This window comes from Marinobacterium sp. xm-m-383 (assembly GCF_013283255.1).
Classification (GTDB): Bacteria; Pseudomonadota; Gammaproteobacteria; order Pseudomonadales; family Balneatricaceae; genus Marinobacterium_E.
The window spans coordinates 83,384-101,348 of record NZ_WBYT01000004.1 but is presented as its reverse complement, the minus strand read 5'-3'; the positions used below and the strand labels follow the sequence as shown (position 1 = coordinate 101,348).

General features: G+C 49.9%; 16 protein-coding genes. 8 read left to right on the top strand and 8 right to left on the bottom strand.

Going from position 1 to position 17,965, the window contains the following annotated elements:
- Positions 1-3 precede the first annotated feature (3 nt).
- Genes pilQ through pilM form a run of 5 tightly spaced genes read right to left on the bottom strand, consistent with a single transcriptional unit; the run spans position 4 to position 4,840 of the window.
- On the bottom strand, positions 4-2,067 hold the full coding sequence (gene pilQ, locus XMM383_RS07945) for a type IV pilus secretin PilQ (RefSeq protein WP_254442890.1): 2,064 nt from the start codon (positions 2,065-2,067) through the stop codon (positions 4-6).
- Positions 2,068-2,070: 3 nt separating this feature from the next.
- On the bottom strand, positions 2,071-2,619 hold the full coding sequence (locus XMM383_RS07940) for a pilus assembly protein PilP (protein WP_173480110.1): 549 nt from the start codon (positions 2,617-2,619) through the stop codon (positions 2,071-2,073).
- A 4-nt stretch (positions 2,620-2,623) separates the two neighbouring features.
- The gene (locus XMM383_RS07935) at positions 2,624-3,241 is read right to left on the bottom strand and encodes a type 4a pilus biogenesis protein PilO (protein ID WP_173480109.1); all 618 of its coding nucleotides are present in this window, start codon (positions 3,239-3,241) and stop codon (positions 2,624-2,626) included.
- The gene (locus XMM383_RS07930; protein ID WP_173480108.1) at positions 3,238-3,789 is read right to left on the bottom strand and encodes a PilN domain-containing protein; all 552 of its coding nucleotides are present in this window, start codon (positions 3,787-3,789) and stop codon (positions 3,238-3,240) included. The genes XMM383_RS07935 and XMM383_RS07930 overlap by 4 nt, the downstream gene beginning before the upstream one ends.
- Complete coding sequence (gene pilM, locus XMM383_RS07925) at positions 3,776-4,840, bottom strand: type IV pilus assembly protein PilM (RefSeq protein ID WP_173494959.1); 1,065 nt, start codon at positions 4,838-4,840, stop codon at positions 3,776-3,778. Before pilM ends, XMM383_RS07930 begins: the two co-directional genes overlap by 14 nt.
- Before the next feature lie 132 nt (positions 4,841-4,972).
- Between pilM and XMM383_RS07920 the strand changes: the two genes are divergently transcribed.
- Positions 4,973-7,435, top strand: a complete 2,463-nt coding sequence (locus tag XMM383_RS07920) for a penicillin-binding protein 1A (protein WP_173494958.1) — start codon at positions 4,973-4,975, stop codon at positions 7,433-7,435.
- A 76-nt stretch (positions 7,436-7,511) separates the two neighbouring features.
- Here the strand turns inward: XMM383_RS07920 and XMM383_RS07915 are convergent, their stop codons facing one another.
- From XMM383_RS07915 to rpmE, 3 genes are all read right to left on the bottom strand, one after another.
- Entirely contained in the window at positions 7,512-8,759 is a 1,248-nt protein-coding gene (locus tag XMM383_RS07915) for a malic enzyme-like NAD(P)-binding protein (RefSeq protein ID WP_173480105.1), read from the bottom strand.
- Between the two features lie 154 nt (positions 8,760-8,913).
- The gene (locus tag XMM383_RS07910; protein WP_173494957.1) at positions 8,914-9,666 is read right to left on the bottom strand and encodes a thermonuclease family protein; all 753 of its coding nucleotides are present in this window, start codon (positions 9,664-9,666) and stop codon (positions 8,914-8,916) included.
- 13 nt (positions 9,667-9,679) lie between these two features.
- On the bottom strand, positions 9,680-9,898 hold the full coding sequence (gene rpmE / locus XMM383_RS07905; protein WP_173480103.1) for a 50S ribosomal protein L31: 219 nt from the start codon (positions 9,896-9,898) through the stop codon (positions 9,680-9,682).
- 229 nt (positions 9,899-10,127) lie between these two features.
- On the opposite strand from rpmE, the gene XMM383_RS07900 reads away from it, so the two are divergent.
- The 7 genes from XMM383_RS07900 to ubiE all read left to right on the top strand — a co-directional run bounded on the left by XMM383_RS07900 (position 10,128) and on the right by ubiE (position 17,944).
- Positions 10,128-12,317, top strand: coding sequence for a primosomal protein N' (locus XMM383_RS07900; protein WP_217363628.1), 2,190 nt, complete (start codon positions 10,128-10,130; stop codon positions 12,315-12,317).
- A gap of 76 nt (positions 12,318-12,393) precedes the next feature.
- Entirely contained in the window at positions 12,394-14,151 is a 1,758-nt protein-coding gene (argS, locus tag XMM383_RS07895) for an arginine--tRNA ligase (RefSeq protein WP_173494955.1), read from the top strand.
- Positions 14,152-14,153: 2 nt separating this feature from the next.
- Positions 14,154-14,804, top strand: a complete 651-nt coding sequence (locus XMM383_RS07890; RefSeq protein WP_173494954.1) for an SPOR domain-containing protein — start codon at positions 14,154-14,156, stop codon at positions 14,802-14,804.
- A gap of 62 nt (positions 14,805-14,866) precedes the next feature.
- On the top strand, positions 14,867-15,397 hold the full coding sequence (gene hslV / locus XMM383_RS07885) for an ATP-dependent protease subunit HslV (protein WP_173482770.1): 531 nt from the start codon (positions 14,867-14,869) through the stop codon (positions 15,395-15,397).
- A gap of 10 nt (positions 15,398-15,407) precedes the next feature.
- A complete protein-coding gene (gene hslU / locus XMM383_RS07880; RefSeq protein WP_173482771.1) occupies positions 15,408-16,736 on the top strand; it encodes an ATP-dependent protease ATPase subunit HslU in 1,329 nt (442 codons plus the stop codon).
- Positions 16,737-16,750: 14 nt separating this feature from the next.
- The gene (locus XMM383_RS07875) at positions 16,751-17,128 is read left to right on the top strand and encodes a gamma-butyrobetaine hydroxylase-like domain-containing protein (RefSeq protein WP_173482772.1); all 378 of its coding nucleotides are present in this window, start codon (positions 16,751-16,753) and stop codon (positions 17,126-17,128) included.
- A gap of 60 nt (positions 17,129-17,188) precedes the next feature.
- Entirely contained in the window at positions 17,189-17,944 is a 756-nt protein-coding gene (gene ubiE, locus XMM383_RS07870) for a bifunctional demethylmenaquinone methyltransferase/2-methoxy-6-polyprenyl-1,4-benzoquinol methylase UbiE (protein ID WP_173480097.1), read from the top strand.
- Positions 17,945-17,965 lie beyond the last annotated feature (21 nt).

The following is a 17,965-nucleotide window of genomic DNA, read 5'->3' as shown; positions in this document are numbered from 1 at the left end:
ACACTACCGCACGTTCAGTGACTCACGAATCAGTTTCGGGGTAATGAAGATCAACAACTCGTTCTTCTGTTCTGTTGTCTGTCGATTTCTAAACGCAGCACCAATAACAGGCAGGTCACCTAGACCTGGAACCTTCTGAACACCATCGGATGCTTCAGTACGGAATACCCCACCAAGCACTATGGTATCACCATCGTTAACCACAACCGAAGTAGTTAATTGGTTTGTATTGATAGAAATTTCACCATTAGCCAGGGTTGAGCCCACACTGTCCTGATTAATTGCCAGATCCATAGCGATTCGGTCACCTGGGTTTAGCTGGGGTGTAACGTTAAGCGAGAGCGCGACATCTTTGAATGCGGTTGTCGTTGTACCGTCTTCAACAGTTTGGTACGGAATCTGTTGCCCAGAGGTGATATTCGCCGCCTTACCATTGGTTGTAATCACCTTAGGTTGTGAAATCACCTCACCATTACCTGAGCTCTCAAGCGCAGAAAGTTCAGCCGAGAGCAGTAGCGAGTTTTTGATAAAGCCGACCGCTAGAGAGGGTCCTGCCACACCGAAGTCCACATTCAAACCAGACTGAGTGACGCCCGCCACACCTGGAGCCGTAATGCCTGAACCAAAAGAGAGCTGACCATCACCCAATACGGTGGTTGGGCCATTAGCAAAACCCCATTTAACACCAAGACTTTCTGAGAAGTTCGCCGAAGCCGTGACTACGCGCGCCTCCACCATGATCTGAGCGACTTCAACATCAAAGCGCTTCAGAGTACGGCGGATATCTTCGATGGCTGCGTTAGTCTCACGCACCATTAGGACGTTGGTTTGGTCATCAGCCAATACAAAACCACGCTCACTGATCAGATTGGCCGCCGAAAGATACTCTTTCATCTCAGAGGCACGGCGGTAGTCGATCTGGATGTATTCGGTTACCAGCGGCGCCAGCTCTTTAACCTGTTGCTGGTTTTCAAGCTCTTGACGTTCACGATCGGCGATTTGTGTTGCATCGCCCACTAGCATGACGTTACCCACGACACGCTTATCCAGCCCGTTGGTCTTCAAAATAATATCCAGCGCCTGATCCCAAGGGACATTCTTCAGACGAAGCGTGGTATTACCGCTCACTTCATCGCCTACCACTAGGTTCTTCTCTGCCACTTCTGCAATGATTTGGAGTACAGAGCGCACCTCTACATTTTGGAAGTTTAGATCGATCTCTTCACCGGTAAACGGGAACAGATCTTTCTGAAGATCCGCTTGAGCACTCAACGAGATCGGTTTGAAATCTAGCACTAGTTGGTTGTTGGATTGGTACGCGAGGTAATCGTAAGGGTCGCTAGAGGGCAGAATCAAAATTGCCGCACTGCCATCAGCATTCATCGAGTCGATAAAGTTAATCGGTGTCGCAAAGGCTTTGACATCAAGCTTTTGAGACAGCCCGGGTGCCAAGGTTGCCCCGACCAGATTAACAATGACGCCGTTACCCTCTTCGATAATATCCAATCCAGCACGATCGTCACTCAGAGAGATCGTCACCCGACCTTGATTGCCTTCTAGACGCTCAAAATCGACACCCACTACTCGTGTTGTGTCATCTACAGTGGTTTTTTGAGCAGGAGCTGCTTTAGATGCCGTTGCTGCAGTAGCGGCTGAAGCTTGAGTTGAGTTACCCATTGAGAGGATCAATTGATTACCCTGCACTGAGGTTTGGTAGCCAACCGATTCCGTCAGCTCGACAACGACACGAAGGCGATCGTTGGTTTCTGCAAAAAGCAGTTTTGATACGGGACCAGAGCCAACACTGATTGAACGATCCAACTGCTCAGATTTATCAACACCCCACAAATCAACCACCAACCTCGCAGGTGTATCCACTGCGTAAATTTTTGGTTCGGCCGGTTGATCCGTGAAGTCAAACCTCAACTCTGTCTGATTGCCCGGCAGCGCAGTCGCAACCACAGCATTTAACGTTTGCGCCGACGCCATCGTCGACATAAGCATCAAAGTGACCAGAGTAACTAAACGCTGAACCGACATATTTAATTTCCATCTCTTCATATTCATGGCTTACTCCAATCCCGGCAGTTTGACGACTCTGGGTCTGCTCATCCAGCCGCCGCGGCCGTTCGATACAATCTCTTTCAACTCAATACCGCGTTCATCAATATTCACTACAACACCATAATCGATGCCCATGCGAGCACCCATTTTAATCTGATGCACTTCAGAGTTACTGTCTCTGACTAGGGCGATCAATTGACCATCCATTGGCGAGGTAATTGTTCCTACCATCTGCAACTGCTCAACCGGAAACTCTTCCAAGTACTCTTTAATACGATTGAAATCAGGCATGATTGTTGGTGCAACCACGACCTCATCGTCATCGAGAAACTGTTGTGGCAATAGCGGTACAAAGGGATCACGCTGCCAAGGTCCTTCATAAACAAAGGCTTCGTAGGCGATCAGCTCAGGCAGCGGTTCAATGCCACCTCCAGGCGCCGCCAGCTTCTCACGAACAAAGAGTTTAAGGTCCGACGAATCATCTACCCAGATACAACCCTGCAAAAGAGATGCCAATAGCGCGATGAGAGAGAGATGTTTGATTGTTCTATTCATCACATCACTCCTCATCATCATAGCGGTAAGTTTTAGCGCTGATGCTCATGGTCAAAAGATCACCATTGGCTGGGCTAAGGTTGAAATCATGTAGGGTTACGATGCGCTTAACGCTGGCAACACCCGACACGAACTGACCCATCTGATGGTAGGTACCTTTAACCTGAATGGCGATCGGTAGCTCGACATAGAATGAGGCTTTGCGTTCTGGCTGCAGCGCGATGGAGTCTATTTCAAGTCCCGCGTTTCGACCTGTCGCACTGATATCCTCGAGCAGACCCGGTACCTCTTTCTCTGTTGGCAGTTGCGCCAGCATCTCAGCAAAGCGCAACTCAACGTCCGCCATTTGACGTCTCAGTGCATCCAGTGAGGCCACTTGGTAGGACTTCGCTTCAAACTGAGTTTTGAGTGTCTGCTCTTTACCAATCTCTCTGTCGAGCGACTCTTTTTGATCCATCACTAAGAAGTTAAAGCCGACACCATTAATAACGATGAACAAAAGAGCAAACGCGATCGCTTTTACGCCATAAGGCCAGCTCCAAGCTTCGGACAGATCTAAGTTATTGATGTCAAAACCGCGAAACGCGCGTTCAAACTTCTGTTTTAGGGAAACTGAGCTCATTGTGCAGCCTCCTCAACATTGGGGCGCTCAAGCGGCACTCGCAAATTAAAACTCTTCAAACCATTCTGTGTCGCGACTTTCGACAACGAGGGCTCACCAAACCAGATGGAGTCATTTAATGTGCGCATCAACGACGAGACATCTTCATTAGCAACCGCAAGGCCATTGATCGACATCTCTTGGCCAGAGCGGTTCAGTGACTGGTAGTGAATGCCATCAGGCATAACCTCTACCAACTCATCAAAGGTGCGAACAATAATAGGACGTGTACCCTGCAGCTCTTGAATTGCAGTCAGTCGTTCTAGCAGGCGTTCACGCTTATTTTTAAGCTCTTGTATCTCTTTCAGTTTGACATCTAGGCGCGAAATTTCGCTGGTTAAATAGGCATTTCGATCCTGCTGCCTATTCAACATAACTGTTAGGTAGTAGTAACTCGCTCCGACAATCGAAGCGGCCAACAGAGCAGTGACGATAAGTTGTGTGTAGAAACGTTTTTGCAGGAAAGCATTTCGCTCTTCACGCCAAGGTCTCAGGTTAATGGTTCTCATATTGCCCCCCGACACCACGCAAGGCTAAAGAGAGTGCTTTAGTCAAAGCGTTCTTCTCGGCATTTAATCGATCCATATTAATCTGGGATGCAATCTCTACCCTCTCAAACGGATCTAAACCATGAACCCTGATACCTAACTCACTACTCAATTTATCTTTAATACCAGGTAGAGAGGCTAGACCGCCCGTAATATACAGTGTCGATAACTGCTCTTGGGACCCCGAAGCTGAATAGAACTGCAAAGCTCTAGAGACCTGCTGAACCGCTGAATCAGCAAAGCTCTCCATGAGACTGATAAGCGAGGGATCTAGTTCACCGTGTCGCAGCTGTGCAGCCAATTCATCATGCGGCAGCTCTGTGTAGAGTTGCAGTTGCTGCAGTAGTTCCTCGCCCCCAAAGGTATGCTCACGATGGTAGCTAATCAAGCCATCCTTAAAAGCGTAAAAGGTAAGATTATGAGCGCCAAAATCGGCAATCGCACAGGCTCTTCCAGGCACCAGCTCTTCTGGTGGGAGTGCGCGTTCATAGACATAGGTATCTACATCAACCACATCGCATTGGAGCCCAGCCAAATCTAGGCAATCCTCTCGAGCAGAGACGCCGTCGCGACGACAAGCGACAATCCCAATTCGATTAAATGCCGGATTACCTTGCACAGGCCCTAGCACCTCGAAATCCAGTGCAACATCCTCTATTGGATAGGGGATAAATTGATCGGCTTCAATTTTAACTTGCTCTTCAAGGTCAAAGCCGTAGAACAGTTCAGAAATTTGAATCTCTTTTGTGATCACGTCAGAGGCGGCTACGGATGTGATGGCTCGCGTGGCTTTCACACCCGCCAGACGTTGTGCTTTGACAATGGCATCGGCAACCTCTTCAGGTTTCTCAATACTGCCATCTACAAAGGATTTTTCTGGCAGAGAGATGACGCCAAAGCCGTCCAGCACAGGCGTCTTTCCACGAAAGCTTAAAGCAACAAGCTTAAGAGAGGAGTTCCCGATATCAACTCCCAAAACACTTTGTTTGTTACCACCAAAGAGTTTGAACACAAAAATACCTAATAATTAGTGGATATTATCTAACTTCACTCTAGACTAGGTCACAAAAGTTACAAGTGACATTATGGACCTAAATCAAGTTCTCGTTATAATCCTAGCTCAATTTAAGAAATTTGCAGATTAATGCGCATAATTAAAAAAATTATTAAATGGTTGATGGCACTGGCTGCAATTGGATTGCTGGGAGCCGTTTTGGCAGCCGGCGGAATCTACTACTACTTTAGCCCACAATTGCCTGACGCTGAGACCCTGCGTGAGGTTGAGTTTCAAACCCCTCTGCGCGTATACAGTGCAGATGAAAAGTTGATTGCTGAGTTTGGAGAAATGCGCCGAACGCCAATCAGCTATGCCGATATCCCGCAACACTTTATCCATGCTCTTCAAGCCGCAGAGGATGCACGATTTTTTGAACACCAAGGGATCGATCTTCGCGGGCTTTTTCGTGCAGCCTTTCAGCTAGCAACTTCTGGCAAAATTCAGAGTGGCGGCTCGACCATCACCATGCAGGTGGCTAAGAACTTCTTCCTAACGCGCGAGCGTACCTTTGAGCGTAAATTTGTTGAGATTCTGTTAGCACTCAGCATTGAACAATCACTCTCTAAACAAGAGATCCTTGAGCTCTACATCAACAAAATCTATCTAGGCCACCGATCGTATGGCATACAAGCCGCCGCACAGGTCTACTATGGCAAAACCATTGATCAGCTCAACATCGCTCAACTGGCAATGATCGCAGGTTTACCTAAAGCGCCATCAGCCTATAACCCCATTACTAACCCGCAACGAGCCCTCGAACGTCGTAACTGGATTCTTGGTCGAATGCAGGAGCTAGGCTTCATTACAACGACTGACTACTCCGACGCGGTCAATCAACCGGTTACGGCTAGCTACCACGGTGCTGATATTGAAATCCCTGCGCCTTACGTTGCAGAGATGGTTCGTGCGGAGCTCTATGAAACCTACGGTGAAAGGATCTACACCGAGGGTATGAAAGCCTACACGACCATTGACAGCACCATGCAGCGCAGCGCCAATCAAGCGCTCAGAACGGCGCTGCTGGCTTACACGGAACGCCACGGCTACCGTGGTCCAGAGCAGCATTTTGATCTAACAGAGATTGAACCCTCTGCACTGCAGAAAAAACTTAAAGCGACACCAGCCTATGGCGGACTTGAGGCGGCTCTGGTGAAAGCGGTGGATGATTCTGAAGCGACGCTACTACTTGGTGATGGCAGCGAAACGACGCTGCGCTGGTCAGGTATCAGCTGGGCTCGAGCATATAAAGGGGTTAACTCAACCGGCTCTGAACCGAAAAAAGCATCCGAAGTGCTGGCTGTTGGCGATATGATTCGAATTCGCCAAACCGCTGAAGGCTGGCGTCTCTCGCAACTGCCCGAAGTGCAAGGTGCGTTCATTGCCATCAATCCTGAGAATGGCGCAATTCAATCCCTAACCGGCGGATTTAGTTTCTATCTAAACAAGTTCAACCGAGCCACTCAAGCGTACCGTCAGCCGGGTTCTAATATTAAACCTTTTCTATACAGTGCCGCTCTGAGCAATGGCTACACTCCGGGGTCAGTAATCAATGACGCTCCCGTTGTTTTCCATGACGTCAGCCTAGAGGGTAACTGGCGGCCTGAGAACGATAATGGCAAGTTTGGCGGTCCGACTCGACTTCGTGAGGCGCTATACCGGTCACGTAACCTAATATCCATTCGTCTGATGCGAGCTTTAGGTATCGAAGAGACGCGAAACTTCATACTCGGTTTTGGTTTTGAAGAGGATAAGCTTCCTAAAAACTTATCACTCTCGCTAGGCAGTGCTGATGCCACACCGCTTCAGGTTGCAACAGGATATGCCTCGATTGCCAATGGTGGATTCAAAATCAATCCTTACATCATTGAGTCGGTGCTAGACCGTGAAGGACTACCTCTGTTTGCTGCCAATCCGAGTATTGCCTGCGGTAGTTGTCCTGAACGCCAGCAAGCAGAGTTAATCGCTCAAGAGCTCGCCGACATGACTTCCAATGATACAGCTTCTGAGGCGCAAGCCAGCACCGAGAGTGACCCGCAACTAGTGACGTTAACGGGACAACCTCTCGCTGAACGTCTGCTAGATGAACGCACCGCTTACATCATTCACGACATGATGCGCGACGTCATTAAAAAGGGTACTGGTCGTCGAGCACTGGCTCTGAAACGTGGTGACCTAGCTGGCAAAACGGGAACAACCAATGATCAAAAAGACTCTTGGTTCAGCGGTTTTACCCCTAAATTGAGCGCAACGGCTTGGGTCGGCTTTGACCAACCGTCTCATCTAGGTAAGCGCGAATGGGGTAGCACGGCTGCACTGCCTATGTGGATCGACTTCATGGGAGATGCTCTTCGTAACATCCCTGAAAGTTACCTGCCTGAACCGGCAGGTATTGCGACGGCTCTGATTGATCCTGCGACAGGACTACTAGCTTACGAAGGACAGAAAAACGCTTACAACGAGATTTTCAAAGAGGAGCAGGTACCGACTGAGGTCGCTCCTAAACCGGGCAGTGAAGTAGCTCCTCCTACTTCTGAAGAGCTGTTCCGATAATCCGTTAAGTTCTGTAATGTGTTTAACACAAAAAAAGGGAAGCCAGTGGCTTCCCTTCTTATTTACCTCAGAGTGATTAGCTCAGTGGGTAGTTCTCTGGCATGCCTTTAACGGCAACACCTGAATCGATCGCTGCTTTAGCCACTGCGTAAGATACCGCGCCCAAAAGACGTGAATCTGTCGCTTTCGGCAGAATGTATTCACGACCGAACTCTAGGCTCTCTAGGCCGTAAGCATCCAGTACTTCTTGTGTAACAGGTTGCTTAGCAAGTTCTGCTAGTGCGATAACGGCTGCGGCTTTCATCTCTTCGTTGATCGCTGTTGCACGAACATCTAGAGCGCCACGGAAGATGAATGGGAAACCTAGCACGTTGTTTACCTGGTTAGGGTAGTCTGAACGACCTGTTGCCATGATGACATCTTCACGAGTCGCGCGAGCAAGTTCTGGCTTGATCTCTGGATCAGGGTTTGCACAAGCGAAGACAACAGGATTAGTTGCCATCTTAGCTAGGTTCTCTGCTGAAAGCAGATCAGGACCTGATAGACCAAGGAATACGTCAGCGCCATCGATAGCATCTTCAAGTGAACGTTTATCCGTTTCAGTTGCGAAGATCGCTTTCTCGGGAGTTAGATCATCACGACCCGAGTGGATAACACCCTTACGGTCGATCATGTAGATATTCTCGTTGCGAGCACCCATGTTGATCAACAGCTTCATACAAGCACTTGCTGCAGCGCCAGCACCAAGACATACAATCGATGCCTCTTCTAGCTTCTTACCAGCAAGCTCAAGTGCGTTGATCATACCGGCAGCGGTAACAATCGCAGTACCGTGCTGGTCATCGTGGAAGACTGGGATGTTACAACGCTCGATCAACGTGCGTTCGATTTCAAAACACTCTGGTGCTTTGATGTCTTCTAGGTTGATACCACCGAAGGTATCAGCGATGCGAGCGACAGTATCGATAAACGCCTGTGGGCTCTCAGCATCCACTTCGATGTCGATAGAGTCGATGTTTGCAAAACGTTTGAATAGAAGCGCTTTACCTTCCATGACTGGCTTAGAAGCCAATGGACCTAGGTCGCCAAGACCCAAAATAGCAGAGCCGTTTGAGATAACGGCAACCAGGTTGCCTTTGGCTGTGTAACGGTAAGCATTTTCAGGATCTTTAGCGATCTCACGCACTGGCTCAGCAACACCTGGAGAGTATGCAAGAGATAGGTCGCGTGAAGTTTCAGCAGGTGTAGATAGTTCTACGCTGATTTTACCTGGCATTGGAAACTCATGGTAATCCAGTGCTGCCTGTTTAAAGTCTTGAGACATTGTAGAATCCTGAATGGTTATAGGCCCATAGGCATAATGCAGATGGGCTAAGTTATGCTCTAGTTAAAGGTCGTTGTGGGATGATATAAAAATAACCTCTCGGTAGAAAGGTCTATTCTTGGAAACTGTCTAAGCAATTGGGCTTATAACCGTTTCACATTTTGATATGCCGTTTATCTAAAACCGGCAGCAAAAAGGGTTTAAATCGCGAGCCTGGCTTTAAAGAGTCACGGCGATCCAAAATCCAGCCTCGCACCTCCAGTGAGTCGCCCAATGTAAAGGTGAGACTCCTGCTCCACTCTTTCGGTATGCGAACCGCCAATCGATCATCCAGTTCGACGTAGAGGTACTTTTTAGCCTGATCAATCTTGGTAATCCGTCCGGAGACCAGATTGAAACCACCTTGATCAATCTCTTTAGCGGCAGCAATAGGTTTTGACCAGACTCCTTTTCCTAGAGTTCTTGGTCTGTTTTCAGATGAGAAGAGACAATCCGCTAGTCGATCATTAGGGGGAACACTGATCGCCCAGCCCAAACCCTCGCGGATCAAACGTTGCGAGAGCGTTTTCGATCCATCGAACAGGTAGCCCAACACACGACCGTAACGATCTTTAGGCTCACGTCCGAAATAGAGCTGCAAAGATTCTGACTCGTTTACCCAAGATTGCAATTGGCGTTTAGCCTGCAGGGCCCCCTCTTCAGCCCTTGGCTTTGAGTAGAGCTCGGGGGTATTAACGCCAATCAAGCGTACCTTTCGCCCATCGGTTAGATGAACAGTATCACCATCCACTACTTTGGCTACCCGTACCGATTCAGATGCACCTTGTGGGGTACAACTACTCGCCTGAGCTGACTGACAGGCAATAAAAAAGGCACTCGCGATGAGTGCCTTTTTAATGTTCTGCATGCAGAGACCCAAGTTACTTCTTGAGGCTGCGAGCGCCGAAGCGCTTGTTGAAGCGATCCACTCGACCACCGGTCTGAGCTTCTTTCTGCTTACCAGTGTAGAAAGGGTGACACTGACTGCAAACGTCGACAGCCATTGTGCTCTCTTTCATAGTAGAGCGAGTTGTCATTACGTTACCGCAAGAACAGTTGAAGGTAACTTCGTTGTACTCTGGGTGGATACCAGCTTTCATAGTATTAAACCTCTATGTTTTATGTGCCGCCACTTAACGCTTGATGCATATATTATGCTACTTAAGCACCGCACGACTGACGAAAAATTCGCCGGGAAATGTCAAGGCGCGCAATTATACGCAGGCACTGTACGAATAACAACCACTGATCACCCAATACCTTGAAGCCGCTATTTCCAACTGCCCGATGGGTGCTAGACTTGCCCTTCGCTTATTAGAAATTTTGGCCATGATCGTACGTGTTGCACTACCGGTACCCCTAAACCGTCTGTTTGACTACGCCATTCCGCAAGGAGTGGCTGTGCCCGCTATCGGAGCTCGTGTGCTGGTCAAATTCGGGCAGCGCAGCTTGATAGGGATGATTCATAGTCTTAGCGAGCAGACCGAGGTGCCACTAAATAAGCTGAAACCTTTCGAAGCGTTACTCGATCAGGAGCCCCTTGTCGATGATGAGCAGATACAACTCGGTGAGTGGGCGGCAAGCTATTATAAGTACCCACTGGGCGATGCCTTAATTCACCTTCTACCCAACTTAGCACGCAAAGAGCAGCACCCCTTCTCAGCCCCCGATTACTGGCGTTTAACCGAGCACGCCGATATTGAATCGCTGCCCAAACGGGCCGTCAGACAGCGCGCCCTGTTTACGCTCATTAAAAACCGACAGCCAATCAGCACATCCGCAATTAGAGAGGCTGAATTCACGTCACAAGTGCAAAAGGCACTGATTGAATCGGAGCAGATCGAACCCTGTGAAGCGCCTTTAATCGGTGCACAGCTGGTCAACACTGTCCTACCTAGCGTTGCAGGCTTGGCACTGAATGCTGAGCAACAACGAGCAGTTGATCAGATCAAACAGAGCGAGGGATTCAGCCCAATTCTATTAGTCGGCGTGACCGGCTCGGGAAAAACCGAAGTCTATCTACAATCGATCGAGCAGGCGTTGGCCGACGGCAAGCAAGTGCTGATTTTGGTGCCCGAGATTGGCTTAACCCCACAACTGGTTGAGCGCTTTACTGCTCGCTTCAACACGAACATTGCTTCGCTGCACTCTGGCCTTACGGATCGAATGCGCTTTGATGCTTGGCAGTCGATCCAGTCCGGGGAGACACGCATTGTTATTGGCACACGCTCAGCGATCTTCATTCCTTTTGCTAATCTTGGGATGATCGTCATTGATGAAGAACACGATCCGTCGTTTAAACAGCAAGAGGGCTTCCGCTATCACGCACGAGACCTTGCTCTGGTGCGTGCAAAACAGCTTGATATACCGGTCATCATGGGCAGTGCGACACCGGCACTGGAATCGCTACTTAACGTTCAACAGGGCCGCTATAAAGAGTTGCAACTAACACAGCGTGCGGGTCGAGCAGCGGCGCCAACCTTTGAGCTGTTTGATACGAAAGGTGTTGAGTTAGATACTGGCCTCGCTCCAGAGATTATCAGTCGCATTAACGATCACATTACCCTTGGCAACCAAGTCCTGGTATTTATCAACCGCCGCGGCTTTGCCCCAACGCTGACCTGTCAGGATTGCGGATCAACCGTTGACTGTACACGCTGTGATGCACGCATGACGCTGCACCGCAAACCACCAAAGCTGCACTGCCATCACTGTGATCGACAAACCCCTATCCCGCGCCACTGTCAGCACTGTGGCAGTGATCAACTAAGACCGGCCGGTAGCGGTACGGAGAGAATCGAACAGAGATTGTCAGAGCTATTCACCCATACCAGCATCAAACGTGTGGATCGTGATTCAACCCACTCTCGCCAAGCCTTTGAGTCCTTGATGAACGAAGTTAACAGTGGCGATCCATGCATCTTGGTCGGTACTCAAATGCTGGCCAAAGGCCATCACTTTCCGAACGTCACACTGGTCGTCATCGTCAATACCGACGCAGGCCTATTCAGTGCCGATGTTCGTGGCATGGAGCGTACCGCGCAACTTATTATGCAGGTTGCCGGCCGAGCGGGGCGAGCGGAACGTCCGGGCGAAGTGGTGTTACAAACCCACCAGGTTGATCACCCTCTACTAAACACCTTGGTAACCTCTGGCTATCTCACCTTTGCAGAACAGGAGTTGATGAGTCGCAAACAGGCTCAACTCCCCCCTTTTGCTTTCCAAGCGATTATCCGTGCTGAAGCGAAAAAACAGGGCTGGGCCGAAGCACACCTTATGCGTTTAAGGAGATCCCTAGAGGCTACCTACCCAAGAGAGCAGCTTCCGATGATCAGCGGCCCCTTCCCCTCCTTCATGGAGAAGCGCGCTGGCATGTTTAGAGCACAATTGATGTTCACTGGAGACTCTCGCACGTCGATCCAAGGCACTCTGAAACCGGCACAAAATTGGTTGGAGCAAGACAAAGAGTCGAGTCGCGTTCGCTGGAACATAGACATTGACCCTGTCGATAGCTTTTAAGGGCTGCAAAACGATATAATGCAGCCAACTTTGTAGTGACAGACTACACCATCGATCTATTTCACTGAGTAAAGACATGAAAGAACAGATAGCGCTCCTGTTAAACGGCGCCATTGAAGCACTGAAAACAGAGGGCAAACTCCCTGCTGATCTTGAGCCAAACATCCAAGTTGAAAACACACGTGACAAGGCGCACGGTGATCTTGCGACCAACCTTGCGATGACACTGGCCAAACCGGCTCGCCAAAACCCACGCGCTATTGCAGAGATGATTTTGCAAGCTCTTCCAGCTTCAACGGTCGTTGATAAAGCTGAGATCGCTGGTCCTGGCTTCATCAACTTCTTTGTCAACGATGCTGCAATCTACTCAGTAGTTGCCGATGTACTGGAGCAGACTGACCAGTTTGGCCGCAGTAAACCAACCAGCGATGATCGTGTACAGGTAGAGTTTGTCTCTGCTAACCCAACAGGACCATTGCACGTAGGTCATGGCCGCGGTGCCGCTTACGGTGCAACACTGGCCGACCTACTGGAAGCCGGTGGTATGAACGTTGAGCGTGAGTACTACGTCAACGATGCGGGTCGCCAAATGAACATTCTGGCGGTCAGCGTCTTTCTTCGCTACCTCGAGTTGCTTGGCGATACCATCACCTTCCCAGCCAACGGCTACCAGGGTGAGTACATTCGTGACATCGCTGCTAGCTTAAAAGCCACTCAGGGTGATGCACTGCAGTGTTCACTCGATGATCTCTATCTCGATGTCCCTGCTGATGAACCGGCAGGCGGCGATAAAGAGCTTCACATCGATGGGCTTATCGATCGCGCTCAAAATATCCTTGGCTCACAATACAGAACGCTATTCGATGCCGGCCTGGACTCAATCCTAGGCGATATTCGCGAAGACTTAGGTGAGTTCGGCGTGAACTATCAGTGCTGGTTTAGTGAGCGCTCACTTACTTCCAGCGGTGATGTTGATGAGGCACTTAAACGCCTTGATGATAAGGGCTATCTCTACGAAGAGGCTGGCAATATCTGGTTCAAATCGACCGATTTCGGAGATGATAAAGATCGTGTGGTTAAACGTGCCAACGGCCAGACCACCTACTTTGCCTCTGACATCGCCTACCACATGAACAAATTTGAGCGCGGTTTCCAAACAGTTATCAACGTCTGGGGTGCCGATCACCACGGCTACATTACTCGAGTCAAAGCGGCCATTCAGGCACTTGGATACGATCCAGAGCGTCTGGTGGTGAAACTGGTTCAGTTCGCCATACTTTACCGTGGTAGCGAGCGTGTTCAGATGTCTACTCGTTCAGGTTCATTCGTCACACTGCGTGAGCTTCGCGACGAGGTAGGCAATGACGCATGTCGATTCTTCTATGTCACTCGCAAAGCCGATCAGCACATGGACTTTGACCTAGACCTTGCCAAGTCAGAATCTAAGGATAACCCGGTCTACTACATCCAGTACGCTCACGCTCGAATCTGCTCGGTACTGCGCAAATTAGAGAGTGAAGGGATGGCTTGGGATCAAGCGATGGGCTTAGCATCACTTGAGCGTTTGGATAGCGAAGCGGAGCGTGACCTTGTCACCGCACTGGGCAAATACCCAGAGACGGTTAAACACGCTGCAGCCAACTTCGAGCCCCACCAACTGGCTAACTACCTGCGTGACCTCGCGTCGGATTACCACACTTACTATAACGGCCATAAGATGCTGATTGACGATGAAGCACTGCGCAATGCACGCATTACGCTTTCCGTGGCGGTGCGCCAAGTCGTCGCAAATGGTCTCACCATTCTTGGTGTTTCGGCACCTGAACAGATGTAATCATGTCGAACCGAGACTTTGCATCCAAACCCAAGTCAAATAAGCCTCGAGCTGGTGCCACTCGCACCGCTTCGAGTGCTCGCAAAACACCGGCCGCTCCTCAACCTTCAGGAGTATCTGCCGGTTTAGTGCTCGCTGTTGTCGTGGCTTTGGGTCTGCTTGCTGGTCTGATCTTCTTTTTGATTAAACAACCGGCACCAACGAGCAGTAGCAAAGCGGTTCAGCAGGTTCCAACACAGGAGCCCGTCATTCCCGCTCAAGTCGAACCTCGACAACCTGGCGAATCTCTCCCTTTGGATAACATCGACCTAGAGTCACAGGATGAACGGTTTGGTTTCTACAAGCTATTAGAAGAGAGCGAAGTCCAAACACCTGAAGAGTCAGCCTATGTTTCGACCCCCAAAACAGCTTCGCTGGATGCTGTTTACCGGCTGCAGACTGGCTCATTCCGCAATGCCCGCGATGCTGAAGCTCAGCGCGCACGACTGGCCCTTTCTGGCCTACCAAACGTGACCATGTCCCGCACGGAGGGGAGTAATGGTGTTTGGTACCGAGTATCGACTGGAAACTTCTCGACCTATAACGAGTTGAAAAGCGCTACAGCTAAACTCGAAAAGCTGAACATCCACCCGGTTAAGCGCAAAGTAAACTAGCCTTGAAAACGGGCGATTCATCCCAATAAATGCAGATAAGCTTATGATTGGGAAAATCTCTAATGACCACTATTGTTTCTGTTCGCCGCGGTGATCAAGTCGTTGTAGGCGGCGACGGCCAAGTCTCTCTGGGTAATACTGTAATGAAAGGTAGCGCCCGCAAAGTTAATGTCATCGATAAACACAAAGTCATCACCGGCTTTGCTGGTAGTACTGCCGATGCGATTACTCTTCGCGATCTATTTGAGCAACAGCTTGATAAACACCAAGGCAACATTGTGAACGCGGTTATCCACCTTGCTCGCGAGTGGCGCTCGGATCGAGTGTTGCGTCGTTTAGAGGCCTTGATGCTGGTGGCTAACTCTGAGAAGACCTTTCTTATCTCCGGCAGCGGCGATGTGATCGAACCGGAAGACGGTGTTATTGCGATCGGTTCAGGGGGTAACTATGCCCTTGCGGCAGCTCGCGCGCTGGTTGATAACTGTGAGCTAAACGCACGCGACATCGTTGAGAAGAGCCTTAAGATCGCAGCCGACATCTGTGTCTTCACTAACGCCAACCTAACCATCGAACAACTCGAGTCTGTCGCTTAAGGAGCCTTTTATGTCAGCTATGACCCCTCGCGAGATCGTATCAGAACTCGATCGTCACATTATTGGCCAGGATTCCGCTAAACGCTCTGTTGCAATTGCGTTGCGTAACCGTTGGCGCCGCATGCAGCTGAATGAAGAGATGCGCGGTGAAGTCACCCCTAAAAACATTCTTATGATCGGACCTACCGGTGTAGGTAAGACCGAGATTGCACGCCGTTTGGCGAAGCTTGCGAACGCTCCGTTCATTAAGGTTGAAGCGACAAAATTCACAGAAGTGGGCTATGTGGGTCGTGATGTTGAGACCATCATCCGCGATCTGGTCGACCAATCGATCAAAATGCTGCGTGAACAGGCGATCGAGAAGAACAAGTTCCGTGCTGAAGAGGCTGCCGAAGAGCGTATTCTGGACGCACTGCTACCTGAAGCACGCCCTATCGGCAGTGAAGAGCTAGACAAAACCGACTCAGCAACCCGCCAAATCTTCCGCAAAAAGCTGCGTGAAGGTCAGATCGACGATAAAGAGATCGATATTGAAATTGCTCAACCCAAGGTCGGTGTTGAGATCATGACACCACCGGGCATGGAGGAGATGACGAATCAGTTGCAGAGTCTCTTCGCCAACATGGGGCAGGATAAGAAGCAGTCGCGCCGTCTTAAGGTATCAGAGGCCTTCAAGCTTCTAACCGAAGAGGAGGCCGCTAAGCTGATTAAAGAGGACGACCTCAAACAGCAAGCGCTAGAAGCGGTAGAGCAGAATGGCATTGTCTTCTTAGATGAGATCGACAAGGTGTGTAAACGCGCCGAGTCTGGCAACGCTGACGTGTCACGTGAAGGGGTACAGAGAGATCTTCTACCGCTTATCGAAGGGTGTACGGTCAGCACGAAGCACGGCATGATCAAAACCGATCACATACTCTTCATCGCGTCAGGCGCCTTCCACCTGGCTCGCCCATCGGATCTGATCCCAGAACTCCAAGGTCGCTTACCGATTCGTGTAGAACTAGAAGCACTGACACCAGAAGACTTCTCTCGTATTTTGACCGAGCCCAAAGCCGCTCTTACAGAGCAATATAAAGCCCTGATGGCCACTGAAGGCGTTTCGATTGAATTTACCCAAGAGGGGATTCAGCGCATCGCCGAACTCGCCTGGTCGGTGAACGAGAAGACCGAAAACATTGGAGCACGACGTCTGCATACAATGATGGAGCGCCTACTTGAGGAGCTCTCTTTCAGCGCTGCGGATAAGAGTGGTCAAACCGTCGAAATTGATCGTAGCTTTGTAGACCAATACCTTGGTGAACTGAGCGCCGATGAGGACTTGAGTCACTACATTCTTTAATACGAGGTTACCCCATGAGTTCTGTGCCCATGCCGAGACAGATCCACCTTCACAAGCGCTCTAAGACACTAGAGTTGGTTTATGAGGATGGCAACTATGAGCTGACCGCCGAGTTTCTGCGCGTTCATAGCCCTTCTGCAGAAGTTCGTGGGCATGGCATTGGGCAAGAGATCCTTCAGACCGGCAAGCGCTTGGTCGGCCTTAAAGGCGTCGAAGCAAGCGGTAACTACGCTCTAAAGCTGATCTTTGATGATGGGCACGACTCTGGACTCTATACCTGGGCCTACCTCCACGACCTCGCGCACAATCAAGAGCAGTACTGGAGTGAATATCTAGCTCGACTTGATGCAGCCGGTGCTAGCCGAGACAACGGAATGATTGCGATAGGTTAACGACAAGCTCCCACTCAGTCGTTACAATAGCCCCATTGAACAGTTAAGTGGATCCAACCCATGTCAGACAATCAGAAAAACACCACGCATTTTGGCTACCAAGAGGTGCCGGTTGATGAAAAAGTTAACCGCGTTGCCGACGTATTTCACTCGGTAGCCGCTAAGTATGACGTGATGAATGATCTGATGTCCGGCGGTATTCACCGCATTTGGAAACGCATCACGATCGAGAGTTCAGGTGCACGTCCTGGCCATAAAATTCTCGATATCGCTGGCGGAACAGGTGATTTAACACGCCGCTTTGCACAGATTGTTGGCCAGTCAGGCAAGGTGGTGTTGGCGGATATCAACGACTCAATGTTGAAAGTGGGTCGCGATAAGCTGATCGACAAGGGTGTTGCGGGTAACGTTGAGTACGTGCAAGCCAATGCCGAATGCCTACCCTTTGAAGACAACACCTTCGATATCATCACCATCGCCTTTGGCCTTCGCAACGTGACCGACAAAGATGCTGCACTGCGCTCTATGAACCGTGTGCTCAAACCAGGCGGTAAGTTGATGGTGTTAGAGTTCTCTAAAACTGAAAACCCACTACTGACAAAAGCCTACGACTTCTACTCCTTTAATCTACTGCCAAAAATGGGTCAGTTGATTGCCAACGATGCCGAAAGCTACCGCTACTTGGCAGAGTCGATTCGCATGCACCCTGATCAAGAGACTCTTAAAGGGATGATGGACAGTGCTGGCTTTGTGCAGACGCGTTACCGCAACCTGACCCAGGGCATTGTTGCCCTTCACACCGGAATTAAACCCTAACATAACGGATTGAGAGGCTAG